Annotated in this window: 10 protein-coding genes; 7 read left to right on the top strand and 3 right to left on the bottom strand. The window is 60.8% G+C overall.

The window, feature by feature from the left end; genetic code table 11:
* Positions 1-9: 9 nt before the first annotated feature.
* The 5 genes from ABH944_RS22650 (at position 10) to ABH944_RS22670 (ending at position 7,418) form a co-directional block, all read left to right on the top strand.
* Positions 10-837, top strand: coding sequence for an alpha/beta fold hydrolase (locus ABH944_RS22650; RefSeq protein ID WP_404608969.1), 828 nt, complete (start codon positions 10-12; stop codon positions 835-837).
* 130 nt (positions 838-967) lie between these two features.
* On the top strand, positions 968-2,218 hold the full coding sequence (locus ABH944_RS22655; RefSeq protein WP_404608971.1) for an NRAMP family divalent metal transporter: 1,251 nt from the start codon (positions 968-970) through the stop codon (positions 2,216-2,218).
* A 365-nt stretch (positions 2,219-2,583) separates the two neighbouring features.
* Positions 2,584-3,555 carry a ferritin-like domain-containing protein gene (locus tag ABH944_RS22660; protein ID WP_404608972.1) on the top strand — a complete coding sequence of 324 codons (972 nt, stop codon included), beginning with the start codon at positions 2,584-2,586 and terminating at the stop codon, positions 3,553-3,555.
* A 755-nt stretch (positions 3,556-4,310) separates the two neighbouring features.
* Positions 4,311-6,062, top strand: a complete 1,752-nt coding sequence (locus ABH944_RS22665; RefSeq protein WP_404608974.1) for an ABC transporter permease — start codon at positions 4,311-4,313, stop codon at positions 6,060-6,062.
* Positions 6,063-6,074: 12 nt separating this feature from the next.
* Positions 6,075-7,418 carry an ABC transporter ATP-binding protein gene (locus ABH944_RS22670; protein WP_404608976.1) on the top strand — a complete coding sequence of 448 codons (1,344 nt, stop codon included), beginning with the start codon at positions 6,075-6,077 and terminating at the stop codon, positions 7,416-7,418.
* Between the two features lie 950 nt (positions 7,419-8,368).
* Here ABH944_RS22670 and ABH944_RS22675 read toward each other — a convergent pair.
* A complete protein-coding gene (locus ABH944_RS22675; protein ID WP_404608978.1) occupies positions 8,369-9,766 on the bottom strand; it encodes an aminotransferase-like domain-containing protein in 1,398 nt (465 codons plus the stop codon).
* A gap of 145 nt (positions 9,767-9,911) precedes the next feature.
* Between ABH944_RS22675 and ABH944_RS22680 the strand changes: the two genes are divergently transcribed.
* The gene (locus ABH944_RS22680; protein WP_062086161.1) at positions 9,912-10,220 is read left to right on the top strand and encodes a DUF2917 domain-containing protein; all 309 of its coding nucleotides are present in this window, start codon (positions 9,912-9,914) and stop codon (positions 10,218-10,220) included.
* 62 nt (positions 10,221-10,282) lie between these two features.
* Entirely contained in the window at positions 10,283-11,521 is a 1,239-nt protein-coding gene (locus ABH944_RS22685; RefSeq protein WP_404608979.1) for a pyridoxal-phosphate-dependent aminotransferase family protein, read from the top strand.
* An 18-nt stretch (positions 11,522-11,539) separates the two neighbouring features.
* Here the strand turns inward: ABH944_RS22685 and ABH944_RS22690 are convergent, their stop codons facing one another.
* Entirely contained in the window at positions 11,540-12,454 is a 915-nt protein-coding gene (locus ABH944_RS22690) for an ABC transporter permease (protein ID WP_404608981.1), read from the bottom strand.
* Position 12,455: 1 nt separating this feature from the next.
* On the bottom strand, positions 12,456-13,370 hold the full coding sequence (locus tag ABH944_RS22695; RefSeq protein ID WP_404608982.1) for an ABC transporter permease: 915 nt from the start codon (positions 13,368-13,370) through the stop codon (positions 12,456-12,458).
* Positions 13,371-13,384 lie beyond the last annotated feature (14 nt).

A 13,384-nucleotide genomic window follows, 5' to 3' on the forward strand; every position in this document is an offset into this window, starting at 1 on the left:
CTGCAAGTCATGAACCGATTGAACCAACACGCCCCCGCCATCTGCCTGGCCGACCTGCCCGCAACAGACGGCCGCGAAGCGCTTCGTCTCGAGTATCAATGGTTGAATGCCGGCATGACCGGCGCTCCCATCGCCATCTTTTTGCATGAAGGGCTGGGCTCCATTGCCATGTGGAAGGACTGGCCGCAGAAGCTATGCGAACAACTGGGATTCCGTGGCCTCGTCTATTCGCGACCGGGTTATGGCGGCTCCACCCCGCGCGCAGCGCAAGTGAAATGGCCGGTCGATTTCATGCACCGGCAAGCTCATGAAATTCTCCCGGCGTTGCTCGACGTCCTTGGCGTGGACAGCGCCGAACGTGCCCGGATGTGGGTCATCGGTCATAGCGACGGCGGTTCTATCGCATTGCTTTACGCGGCGGCTTTTCCTGACGCTCTGGAGGGCGTGATTGCCATTGCGCCGCATGTGTTCGTTGAAGATGTGTCCGTCAAGGCAATCGCGGAGGCAACCGCGCTCTACACGCAGGGCGACCTTCGGACCAGGTTGTCGCGGCACCACGCCGATGTCGATTCAGCCTTCTACGGATGGAACGATATCTGGCTGAACCCGGCGTTCAGGCACTGGGACATCACGGACTGCCTGTCTTCCATCCGGCGCCCGCTGCTCGCCGTGCAAGGCTATGACGACGAGTACGGGACCATGGCGCAGATCGACGCTATTGCAACACATGTGCCGCACGCCAGACTCGCGAAGCTGCCGGCTTGCGGACATTCTCCCCATCGCCAGTGTCCTGCCATGCTCGATGCCGCGATTCTGGCTTTCGTCGCGCGTAGCTAGTGTGTAGTTGACGCGCAGTTAAAGGCCGACACTGACCGTGCAGTGCTGAAGGGCTCGCCGCGCGGGCTGGCGAACCGAAATCTGGATACAATCGGTCACCCCTTACACCCGTCGCTTCCTTTCAAACTGCATGGCTGGTTCCTCGCTGCTCAAACCGAAGGTCTCGCCCAGCCTGCGTTGGCTCACCCTATGGGGACCGGGCCTGCTCGTCATGCTCGCCGACTGCGACGCCGGTAACGTGGTGACAGCGGCCCAGAGCGGCGCGCAATGGGGCTCTCAGCTCCTGCTGGTCCTGCTGGCGCTCATCCCCTTGCTTTACATGGTCCAGGAACTCACCGTCCGCCTGGGTATCTTTACCGGGCAGGGTCACGGTGAGCTGATTCGCACGCACTTCGGTCCTGCCTGGGCATGGGTCTCCGCAGCCGGATTGTGCGTGGCCGTACTCGGCTCGCTGGTGACCGAATTCACAGGGGTCGCCGGCATAGGAGAGATGTTCGGCGTCTCACGGTCCATCACGCTGCCGCTCGCCGCGGCTTTCCTCGTCGGGATTGTGTTCACCGGCTCGCACAAGCGCGTGGACAAGTTCGCCATCGTCATTGGCGCTTTCGAACTGTCTTTCTTCGCCGTCGCCTGGCATGCCCACCCGGATCTCCCCGACATGTTCCGGCAGATGACCCAGGTTCCGCTATCCGATCATCATTACGGTTATCTCGCCGCCGCGTTGATTGGCGCGACGTTCAATCCCTGGATGATCTTCTATCAGCAGGCCGCGATCGCCGATAAAAAACTGGGCGCCCAGGACTATTGCGCAGCGCGAATCGAAACTGCCGCCGGTGCGATTCTCACGCAGTTGCTCACCGCAGCGGTACTGGTCGCGGTGGCGGCAACCCTGTCGAGGGACGGTCAGCAACACGTCTTTGAAAGCGTCGGCCAGATCGGCGACGTCCTTGCGGCTGCAGTGGGACCACACGTCGGACGTTTTCTGTTTGGCGTGGGGGTCCTCGGGGCATCGATGGTGGCCGCCATTGTCTGCTCGCTGTCGCTGGCCTGGGGGCTGGGTGAAGTCGCGGGATACAAACGCTCGCTTGAAGACCGGCCTGCTAGTGCGCCATGGTTCTACGGAGTGTATGCAGCATCGGTCGTTGGCAGCGCGACGCTCGTCTGGCTGGCGCCCAACCTCATTTCGCTGAATGTTGCCGCGCAGGTCGTCAACGCGCTGATGCTGCCGCTGGTGGTGGGCTTGCTGATTGCTCTCAGCGTGACGGCGCTGCCGCCTCAGCATCGGCCTCGCGGCATCTATCTATGGCTTGTGTGCGGTATCGCGACGGCAGTGTCCGTGGCCGGCGTCCTGGGTGCGGGCCTGAGCTTCTTCTCGCCGTAAACTCCTGCGCGGTCCCGCGTCCGGTACAACGCCGGTGTCGCATGCCGGATCATGTCTTTGCAGTCCTTCAAAGTGATCGTCCAAAAAATTTCACTCTCTTCCTCCGGGTAATCACTCGGAATATTTTTGACCGCTCGCGCATCCGTCTCGCGGTCGGCATGCGTATCCATATGTACGTGACATGAGAGGCGCCGGATCAGTCCTACTGCTCCGCGTCGTGCTTCGTCACGCGTTCGCAATTCACGTTTGACACAGGCAGCCCGCCTGGCGGCCCGTCGGCTGCTGCCCGCTGCTTTTCCGGCTCTGGCTTTCATCGGGCGCAGTCGCCGTATCGGCTGGTTCACGGAACGGTTCAAGGAGATGTCATGTCAGAAGACTCAAAGGTCATGGATGTGCTCGTGCAGCGGGCGGACAAGCTCGCAAAACGCAGGCAGTTCTTCAGGAGTGCAGGAGGTGTCGGTCTTGGGCTCATCGGCGGCACGATCCTTGGCGCATGTGGCGGCGGGTCCTCGGGTGCATCGGCGCAAAGCAGTGGCCCGACAGACCCGGAAATACTCAACTTCGCACTCAACCTCGAGTATCTCGAAGCAACGTTCTATGCGTATGCAACTACCGGCGCGGGCCTTTCGGCCAGCCTGATGAGCGGTGCGGGTACCGCGGGGACAGTCATTCCGGGCCATGCGGTAACCTTCTCCGACCCCGTAGTCCAGGCGTATGCAAACGAGATCGCCAAAGACGAACTCGAACATGTCACGTTCCTGCGCATGGCGCTGGGGGCATCTGCGGTCGCCATGCCGGCTCTCGACGTCGGCTACCAGAATCCGAACGGCGCCTTCTCCAAGGCGGCGCAAGCGGCCGGACTGGTGCCCGCGGGCACGGCCTTCGACCCTTACCTGAACGATGAAACCTTCCTGCTCGCCGCCTTCATCTTTGAAGATGTGGGGGTTACGGCCTATAAGGGCGCGGCGCCGCTGATCTCGAACCCGACCTATTTGTCGGCTGCTGCGGGCATTCTCGCCGCCGAGGCTTATCACGCTGGTCTTGTGCGCACGGTGCTGTACGCCAAAGGCATTGCGAACCCGTCGCTCGGACTCATCACGTCGGCTAACGCAATCTCCGCTGCACGCGACTCGCTCGACAACGTCGGCAACGATGACCAGGGCATTTCCGGAGCAACGGCGGGCAGCTCGAACATTGTCCCGCTCGATTCCAACGGCCTCGCGTTCAGTCGGAATTACAGGAATGTCCTGAACATCGTCTACCTGACGAGTGCGGCGGTCACGCAAGGCGGTTTCTTCCCGGTAGGTGTCAACGGTACGCTGCACATGAGCGCCTGACAGAAGGCGGGAACATCCCGGCCGCACCGCGCCGGTTTTCATCATCCAGGGTGAAAACCGGCGCGGCTTTGATATCCTCGGCAACCGGATTGTAGGTTTCAAAAAACAAGGTATAACTAACTTCTTTTAATTAACACGGCACGGAAGCTAGACCGTTTCCTGAGCAGAGGCCGGGCGACCGTCATCCCGACGCCGGGCAAACGTGCGCTGCCACCACGGCCGCACCGGTTGACCTGAGATAAGTCCGACCGGACCTGGTTGCATCAAGTGCATTCGCCACATACTCGTAAGGCAATCGAAATATCTTCGGATCTCTCCAGCCTTCAAAACCCCAACAGATCCTCCTGCTTATCCCTGCATTAAGCGGATGCTGACCTGACCTCAGCGCTCCGTCAGGGTGCCCGCAGGTGTGCGATCTTCAAGAAACCGCCGTCATAGCCGGCCACGCCCGGAAAATATGGACAAGTTACGGCTCCGCGGTTGTGCCTGAAACACGGTTTGTAGTAGTGTCGGGCCGTCCAGAAAGAACGGTCGAAATTACCCGGGCAAATCGGTTCCGGGCTAGCCGCGTGCATGCTATTGCCTAGCCGTATTCCTTAACGATCAAACCTTACAGTTCAGTTTTTTATCGCGGCTCAGTCGCATGCCGATGCGCTCATCTGTCCGCATCGGTGAATCAACGCATGACGGCAACTCAAGGCCCGGACCCAGAAGGGCCGCCGTCATGTTTTCATGCATAGCTGTTCGGAGAATATATGGACTTCGGATTCAACCTGAACCGCACGGCCAACGCATCTGCCTGGCGCTTGTTGCCTAATCGATGGGACTTCGTCGCGTTCCCGCTGATCATCTGCGTGATTGCAATGACGGCCATCGGCTTCCATCAGACCATGGCACCGATCGCCACGCTCAAGACGCAAGTCATCTCGCTCGACCCGGCGAACCTGCCTGAATACGCACTGCGTACGACCTTGCGGATGCTCGCCGCCATGATCGCTTCGCTGCTGTTCACGCTCGTCTACGGCACCCTCGCGGCCAAGAGCCGTCGCGCGGAAAAGGTGCTGGTCCCGATCCTGGACATCCTCCAGTCGGTTCCGGTGCTTGGCTATATCTCGTTCACCGTCACGTTCTTTATCGCGTTGTTTCCGACGCGCGTGGCGGGCGCCGAATGCGCGGCGATCTTCGCGATCTTCACGAGCCAGGCGTGGAACATGACGTTCAGCTTCTACCAATCATTGCGCACGACGCCGCGAGACTTGCACGAAGTGGCCCGCAGCTTTCACCTGACGGGATGGCAGCGATTCTGGAAGCTGGAAGTCCCCTTCTCGATGCCGGGCCTCATCTGGAACATGATGATGTCGATGTCCGGCGGCTGGTTCTTCGTGGTTGCGTCCGAGGCGATCACGGTCGGCAACAACACGATCACGCTGCCGGGCATAGGCGCGTATCTCGCGCAGGCGATCACCGAAAGGAACATGGGCGCGGTGGGCTGGGTCATCCTCGCGATGACCGTCGTGATCCTCGGCTATGACCAGTTGCTGTTTCGTCCGCTGGTCGCCTGGGCCGACAAATTCCGCATGGAAACGAGCAGCTCCGGTGTCGCGCCGGAGTCGTGGGTGCTCGGCCTGGTTCGACGCACGCGCCTGATCCACCGCTTGCTCGTACCGGCCGGCTGGGTCTTCGCCACTGCGGCACGCATCCCGATGCGCCTGCCTTCGTTCAGTGGCGCGAGCTTGCGCATGTCGAAGCGCAAGACGCCCTCGCGCTTCGGCGACATCATCTGGAGCATCCTTGTCATCGCGCTGACGCTTTATGTGGTCTGGCGCGTGGTCAGCTATGTGCGCACCGGTGTCGGCCTGGATGAAGTAGGCCACGTGTTTGTCCTCGGACTGATCACGTTGCTGCGCGTGGTGATCCTGATCGCGATCTCGTCGATGATCTGGGTTCCGCTCGGCGTGATGATCGGATTGCGTCCCGCGCTCGCCGAGAAAGTGCAGCCGGTCGCGCAATTTTTGGCGGCCTTTCCGGCAAACCTTTTGTTTCCCATCTTCGTGATCGTGATTGTCCGCTTTCACCTGAATCCAGATATCTGGTTGTCGCCGCTCATCGTGCTCGGCACGCAGTGGTACATCCTGTTCAACGTGATTGCGGGCGCGACGTCGTACCCGAATGACTACCGCGAGGTGGCCACCAACTTCCGGATTCGCGGCTGGCAATGGTGGCGCCAGGCCATGCTGCCGGGCATTTTTCCGTATTACGTGACGGGTGCGATTACCGCCTCGGGCGGCGCGTGGAACGCCAGTATCGTGGCCGAGTTCGTCCAGTGGGGCGACACCAAGCTGGCCGCGCATGGCTTGGGCGCTTACATCGCGCAGACCACCGCTGCGGGCGACTATCCGAAGATCATCCTGGGCATCGCCGTCATGTCGTTGTTCGTCACGCTTTTCAACCGCCTGCTGTGGCGCCCCATGTACACCTTTGCCGAAGCCAAGCTTCGAGCCGATTGAGGACCTATCTCCATGCCCAATTCAGACTTCAACGTGGCTTCCCCCGTGACGCCGGCAAGCCCCGCTTCCCGCGCTGCTGAAGAGATACTGAACGTCAAGGATGTGTCCCGGGGCTTCAAGAAAAGCCAGGGCGACCTGCTCGTGCTCGACGGCGTGAACCTCTCGTTGCGCGAGGGTGAGATCGTCGGGTTGCTGGGACGCTCTGGCTCGGGCAAGTCGACGCTGCTGCGTATCATCGCGGGCCTGATCGAGCCGACCACCGGCAACGTCACCTATAAAGGCAAACCGCTGGAGGGCCCCGCCGACGGCGTCGCCATGGTGTTCCAGACCTTCGCGCTGTTCCCCTGGCTGACCGTGCTTCAGAACGTGGAAGCGGGGCTTGAGGCGCAGGGCGTGAGTGCTGCGCCTCGACGGGCGCGTGCGCTTGCCGCGATCGACCTGATTGGCCTCGACGGTTTCGAGAACGCGTATCCGCGCGAACTCTCAGGCGGCATGCGCCAGCGCGTGGGTTTTGCGCGCGCGCTGGTAGTCGACCCTACGCTCTTGCTGATGGACGAGCCGTTCTCCGCGCTCGACGTGCTGACCGCCGAGAACTTGCGTACTGACCTGCTGGATCTCTGGACGCAGGGCAAGATGCCGATCAAGTCGGTGCTGATCGTGACGCACAACATTGAGGAAGCGGTGTTCATGTGCGACCGGATCATGGTGTTGTCGTCGAATCCGGGGCGGGTGATTGCTGAGATCAAGGTGCCGTTCGCGCATCCGCGCAATCGTCTCGATACGGCGTTCAGGTCTCTCGTTGATGAAATCTACGCCAAGATGACTGCGCGGCAAGCTGAAGGGGCGACGAAGCAGACGCTCGAGTTTGGCAGCCGCTTGCCGCATGTGTCGACCAACTTGCTGGCCGGCCTGATTGAAACGCTTGCGGTGGCGCCCTACAACGGGCGTGCGGACATGCCGGTGATTGCGCGGTCGCTGCATCTGGAAGTGGACGACCTGTTCCCGATCGCGGAAATGTTGCAGCACCTGGGGTTCGCCGAACTGCGTGAGGGGGATATCTATCTGACGCCTGCGGCCCATGTGTTTGCCGAGTTGGGTACCCACGAACGCAAGATGATGTTTGCCGATCATCTCTTGAAGCACGTGCCGCTGGCCGCGCGCATCAAGAAGGTACTGAACGAGCGCCCGGGACACCGGGCTCCCCGGGTGCGCTTCGAACAGGAACTGGAGGATTTCCTGACCGATGGCGCCGCGGAAGACACGCTGGATTCGGTGATCAACTGGGGGCGCTACGGTGAAGTGTTCTCCTACAACGACCAGACCGAACTGTTCAGTCTTGAAGACGTAGAGTCCTGAAGGTTTTCGCTCGCGCCGGTGGACGGGTTTGGGGGGTTGGGGGGTTTGGGGGTAGCGGTTGGGGTGGGGGTCGGGTTGCCAGGTTGTGGGGGTAGCGGTCGGGGTCAGTGCCGGGTCGCTGCTTTCAGGGTTAGTGGTCTGCGAGAGTCGGATTTTCTCTTTATCACTATTAGCCACTGTGCGTGGCGGCACGTCATTTTTTTGTCCAAAGCGACAAAGAAACGAAGCAAAGAAAACGCTTTAACCGCTCTACCCTAAGTGTCCACAGCGTGCAGTTCCCATTCATAGGTGCCCCAAAAGCACGGTGCTCGCCAGAGCGACGGACAGTTGAACCCCTCTTTCTCGCGAATCCTGACATGAACACGCTTCGCCACCAGTGCTCTCGGGCAAGCACCAGCACCCCACGGTCAGCACGGCCTCACGCGTTTTTGGGACCTTGTTTCTCCGTGGGTTGGCGACGTGGTTCGACGTGTGTACAAATTCGGTGGAAGGTTGTTCGCGGATAGCGCGGGGTGAACCTTGGGCAGGTTCAATCACTGGTGGCGAAGCGTGTGGGTATCTGTGTTCGGAGAAGGAGGGGTTCACACATCCTTCGCTCTGGCGAGCACCGTGCTTTTGGGGCACCTATGAATCAAAACTGCACGCTGTAGACACTTAGGGTAGCGTGGTTTGAAAGCGTTTTCTTTGCTTCGTTTCTTTGTCGCTTTGGACAAAGAAATGACGCGCCGCCACGCGCAGTGGCTAATAGTGATAAAGAGAAAATCCGACCCTTGCAGACCACTAACCCTGAAAGCAGCAACCCGGCGCTGACTCAGACCGCTACCCTTGGAACCTACAACCCGGCATAGACCCCAACCGCTCCCCCCAGAACCTGGCAACCCGGCCTAAACCCCGACCGCCACCCCACCCCCGCCAAAGCCCCAACCCCGTCCACCGGCGCGAGCGAAAACCTATCGCCCCATATGTTCGAAGAACCGGATAGCACGCGGGTCGTCGGTATGAGCCGTGTTGATCCGCACCCATGCCGACACTTCACCGTTGGGACGGTAGTAGCTCCCCGGCGCAAGCGTGATGCCAAACTTCAGCGCGTCGTCAACCAGGACCATGGAGTCCTCTATGCCGGGCACGCTCGCCCACACGAAATTGCCGCCGCTGGGTTCATCAAAAACCTCCCAGCCATTTTCCTCAAGCCGCTGAACAGCCGTCGACAGTGTGTCGTGAATCCGGCGACGCAAGCGCTCGAGATACTTGCGGTACGTGCCGCGCTCGAGCAACGCCGCCACTACGCATTCACTGAAGCGCGAACCGCCCAGGCTGGTAAGGACCTTCACGTCAACCAGGTCCTTGATCAGGTCGCGCCTGGCCGCCAGATACCCAATCCGCAGCGACGACGACAACGTCTTCGACAACCCGCTTACGTAAATCACATGATCGAGTTGATCGAGCGACGCAAGCCTCTGGGTCGGCGTTGACTGGAAGTCTGCGTAAATGTCGTCTTCTACAATCGTGAAGTCATGCTGCTGCGCGAGTTGCAGCAACTTGAACGCAACCTGCGGCGCGACATTCGTCGCGGTCGGGTTATGAAACACGGTATTGATGAAGAACAGTTTCGGCTTGATGGTCTTGAGCAGATGTTCCGCCACCTCGACATCCGGCCCGCTCGCCAGGCGCGGAACACCGACAATCCTGACGCCTTGCAGCTTGAGCAAGCCAAACAGGTTGTAGTACCCAGGGTCTTCCACGAACACGGTGTCGCCCGGCTTCAGCATGAACCGGACGATCAGATCGAGCGCCTGGCTCGCACCGCTCGTGACAATGATGTTCGAGATGTCCGCTTCAATGCCGACTATCGCGAGGCGCATCTGGATCTGGTGCCTCAGGTTCGCATCGCCATGCGGCATGGCGTAGTCGATCACGCAACTCGGATCCATCCGCATGACCTGACGCACCGTCTGGGCAATGCCTTCGATGTCTCGCCACGCCTCGGGCACAAACCCGCTGCTCAACTTCAAGGTCTCGCCGGGATAGTTGAACTGCTGCAGGATCTGATGCGACTCTTCCTCGGCCAGACGAGGGTCCGAACCGCCCGACGCGCCGTTCTCGGCTCCCATGTGATTCGCCACGTAAAAGCCCGAACCATGCTTCGGCACGATAAAACCCAGCGACGAAAGCCGGTCATACGCCTCGATCACCGGAAAGCGGCTGATGCTCTGGCTGGCCGCAAGCGCCCGGATGGACGGCAGCTTCACGCCGGCCAAAAGCTGACGCGAGCGGATCAAGCCCGAAATACCGGTCACGAGCTGGTCGGTCATGGGAACGCCATTGTGCGGATCGATGACGAGGTTCATGGCGTGATCTCTTCAAGTGTGCAGGGAAAATCACTGAACAGTGCGGCACAACTGTTCGCGACTGTACATTCCTAAGATTGAAGTTTAAATAAATAATGTAGTCAAGAGGCCGTCTCTCTGTGAGCGGCCATGATGGGAGAGGGACATGCGTGAAATCCGGACCTTGGAGCAGGAACCCCATGATGCGCCAGCCTGCTGGCTCATCGATCGGCCTCATACCCTGACGGTTTGCCGGGGTACGGTATGGCTGACCATTGAAGGTGAATCCGAAGACTGGTGGCTGCGGGCAGGCGAAACGCTGGAGCTGGCTCCGCGTTCGAAGGTCTGGATCAGCACATCCGAGCCGAATAGCCGTTTCGTTTTGGCCTCGGCACCGGTATTCTCACCTACCCGGCGATTCGCTTTCTACTGGCTGCTGATCCGTTTCGGCCAGCGCAGGACGCGGGCAATGTGAGCGCGTTGCGCCCGTCGCCGGTCGCTTGGCCACCCAACAACGCCCTTTTTGAACGAGCCTCGATGAACGACCGACATACCTTCTCCGCAGATTCCGGCACGCCGGACACGTTCAGCATCGCGTGCCCGACGGTCCTGCCGCTCTCTTCAATTCTTCCCGAAGAACCTCTGCTGATGATGGGCGCCGGCCCCGTACCCATTCCCGACGCCGTGGCCAAAGCCAACGGTGTCGTGATCAACCATCTGGGCTCGACCATGGCCGCGGTTATCGGACAGGTCAAGACCATGGCGCGGTACGTGTTCCAGACCGAATCGAAATGGGTGATGGGCGTAGCGGGACCGGGGTCGGCTGCCATGGAAATGGCCATCACGAATCTCGCGTGGAAAGGCTCGCGCGTGCTCTGCATCTGCAACGGCTTCTTCAGCGAGCGCATGGCGGAGATGGCGAGGCGAACCGGCGCTCACGTGGAAACGCTGAACGTGGTCGACGGCACCGCCGCGGACACCCGGCAAGCGGCGGACGCGATCGACCGGTTTCGTCCGGAGATCGTGACGATCGTGCATGGCGAGACATCGAACACGGTCTGGAACCGCAGCCTCGAATCAATCGCGTCGGTGGCCCGCGCCGCCGGCGCGCTGGTAATCGTGGACGCGGTCTGCACGCTGAGCACCATGCCGCTGCCAATGGACGCGTGGGGTATTGACGCCGTGATCACCGGGGGCCAGAAAGGGCTGTCGTCCATTCCCGGTGTCTCGCTGCTCGCGTTCTCGGAAGCGGCATGGCAACGCATCATGACGCGCCCTGTCCCGCCCACGCACTGGTGCCTGGATGCGGCGCTGGCAACGAACTTCTGGCATAACGCGTCCTACCATTACACGGCCCCGGTGTCAGGCGTGCTCGCGCTCCACGAAGCGCTGCGGCTGGTGTGCGCGGAGACGCTCGAGCGCCGGTTCGCGCGTCATCAGCGCTGCTCGAACGCGCTGCAAGCGGGCGTTGAAGCGCTGGCATTGAAGCTCTATGTGCCGAAGCCGAGCCGGCTGAATTCCGTTGTGGGTATCGCGTTGCCGCAGGGTGTCAGCGGTTCCGACGTATGCGCCCATATCTCACGCCATCATCACGTCGAGATCGCAGGCTCGTTCGGCGCACCGATCGTACGGATCGGCCAGATGGGCGAGCAATGCCGTGAGCATCACCTCTTCAGGACCATCCATGCCCTCGGCCGGACGATGATCGACCTCGGCGTTGCGGTGGATCTTCCCGCCGGCGTGGCGGCGCTTGAGCGGTCGTTATCGGCTGCCTGACCCGCGAGGATCTGACAGTCAGCCGGCAAGCGCCCGCGAACGCCGGCGGCTCAGCCACCGCGCCGTCAGAAGCCCCACCACCATCACGGTAAGCGAGAGCATCGTGGTCATCGTGCCAAGCGCATAGATCACGGGCGTGGTGACGGAGGTCGTGAGCCCCTGCAATTCCAGCGGCAGCGTGTTCTGGTCGCCGATCGCCTGCGACGTGCGCGCGATCTCGTCCCACGACAGCGTGAAACCAAACATACCCACCCCGATCACCGATGGCCCGATGATCGGCAACACCACATGCCGAAAGCTCTGCCAGGGCGAGGCGCCCAGATCACGCGCCGCCTCTTCATAAGCCGGGTTGAAACGGTTGAAGACAGCAAACATCACGAGCAGCCCGAAGGGCAACGTCCACGTCAGGTGCGCGCCGAGCGCGGAGGTATAAAGACCCATCGACGTGGTGTAGTTGTCGACGAACGATTGATGACCCCACACGCCCGCAAGATACTTGACGCCATTGTCGAGCAACCGGAACGTCAGTCCGATTCCCAGCGACACAATGATCGACGGCATGATCAGGCTCGCGACGGACACGTAGAACACGGCGGTGTCGCCACGAAAGCGCTTGCGAAACGCGAGCCCCGCCGCGACCGAGAACAGCACCGTCAACACCGTGACGACGGCGGCGAGACGCACCGAACGTCCGAACGCGGCCCAGATGTCGATGTCCCCCACACCCTGGCGCAACACCGCGAACCAGTGCAGCGAAACCCCGCGCATGGGGAACGTAAGACCGCCTTCCGGTCCCTGGAACGACAGGATGAAGATTGTGATGACCGGTCCGTAGAGGAACAGCACGAACAGCCCGAACACCAGCGCGAGCCAGTAGAAGCTGGCGGGACGCCGCTCGCGATGGTGCTTGAGACCCTGACGAATTGCGGCCATGTCAAAGCTCCTTGCGGATATCGACTACACGCGTGAGGGCCCAGACAATCATCAGCACGACGGCCAGCAGGATGATCGCGTTGGCCGCCGCGGCGGGAAACTGAAGATAGCCGGTCTGCACCTGGATGATCTTTCCGACCGATGCAATCTGCTGGCCGCCCATCACGCCGACCGTCAGGAAGTCCCCCATGACGATGGTGATCACGAAGATCGAGCCAATCACAATGCCGGTCTTCGACAGCGGCAACACCACTTCGCGGATCACCTGCCAGCCGCTCGCTCCCGCGTCGCGCGCGGCTTCGAGCAACGACCGGTCAATGCGCATCATGGCGTTGAAAATTGGCACGATCATGAAGAACGTATACAGATGCACGAACGCAAGCACGACCGAGAAGTTCGAATAGAGCAGCCATTCAAGCGGTTTATCGATCATGTGCGATGAAAGCAGCGCCTGGTTCACGAGCCCGTTGCGTCCGAGCAGCGGTATCCACGAGATCATCCGGATCACATTCGAGGTCCAGAACGGAATCGTGCAGACAAGGAACAATACCGTCTGCATACCTGACGAACGGATGTGAAACGACAGGAAATACGCGATCGTAAAACCAAGCACCAGCGTCACTGCCCAGACTATTCCGCAAAACTTGATGGTCGACCAGTAGGTCTTGAAGGTCACGCACACATCGGTCATCGAAGAACAGCCATCGAAGATCGCCGCGTAGTTCTTGAACGTGAACGCCGGGATGATCTGGTATTCGTTGAAGTCCCAGAAACTCACGATCAGCGTGATGACCAGCGGCACGAGAAAGAACAGGATGAAAGTCAGCGCGAGCGGCGTCGCCTGCAGCCAGGCGGCCGCGCGCCGGTGCTTGACGCTCGCCTCCAGCGGTTGGATGGGAAGCTCGATCGATGCCATCGCGGATTACCTGT

The organism is Caballeronia udeis (genome assembly GCF_044909315.1).
Classification (GTDB): domain Bacteria; phylum Pseudomonadota; class Gammaproteobacteria; order Burkholderiales; family Burkholderiaceae; genus Caballeronia; species Caballeronia udeis_A.

Bases quoted from the DNA above. Each gene is read 5' to 3' on its own strand.
- ABH944_RS22665 (WP_404608974.1), top strand. From the start codon at position 4,311: ATGGACTTCGGATTCAACCTGAACCGCACGGCCAACGCATCTGCCTGG.
- ABH944_RS22685 (WP_404608979.1), top strand. From the start codon at position 10,283: ATGAACGACCGACATACCTTCTCCGCAGATTCCGGCACGCCGGACACG.
- ABH944_RS22680 (WP_062086161.1), top strand. From the start codon at position 9,912: ATGCGTGAAATCCGGACCTTGGAGCAGGAACCCCATGATGCGCCAGCC.
- ABH944_RS22690 (WP_404608981.1), bottom strand. From the start codon at position 12,454: ATGGCCGCAATTCGTCAGGGTCTCAAGCACCATCGCGAGCGGCGTCCC.
- ABH944_RS22650 (WP_404608969.1), top strand. From the start codon at position 10: ATGAACCGATTGAACCAACACGCCCCCGCCATCTGCCTGGCCGACCTG.
- ABH944_RS22675 (WP_404608978.1), bottom strand. From the start codon at position 9,766: ATGAACCTCGTCATCGATCCGCACAATGGCGTTCCCATGACCGACCAG.
- ABH944_RS22660 (WP_404608972.1), top strand. From the start codon at position 2,584: ATGTCAGAAGACTCAAAGGTCATGGATGTGCTCGTGCAGCGGGCGGAC.
- ABH944_RS22695 (WP_404608982.1), bottom strand. From the start codon at position 13,370: ATGGCATCGATCGAGCTTCCCATCCAACCGCTGGAGGCGAGCGTCAAG.
- ABH944_RS22655 (WP_404608971.1), top strand. From the start codon at position 968: ATGGCTGGTTCCTCGCTGCTCAAACCGAAGGTCTCGCCCAGCCTGCGT.
- ABH944_RS22670 (WP_404608976.1), top strand. From the start codon at position 6,075: ATGCCCAATTCAGACTTCAACGTGGCTTCCCCCGTGACGCCGGCAAGC.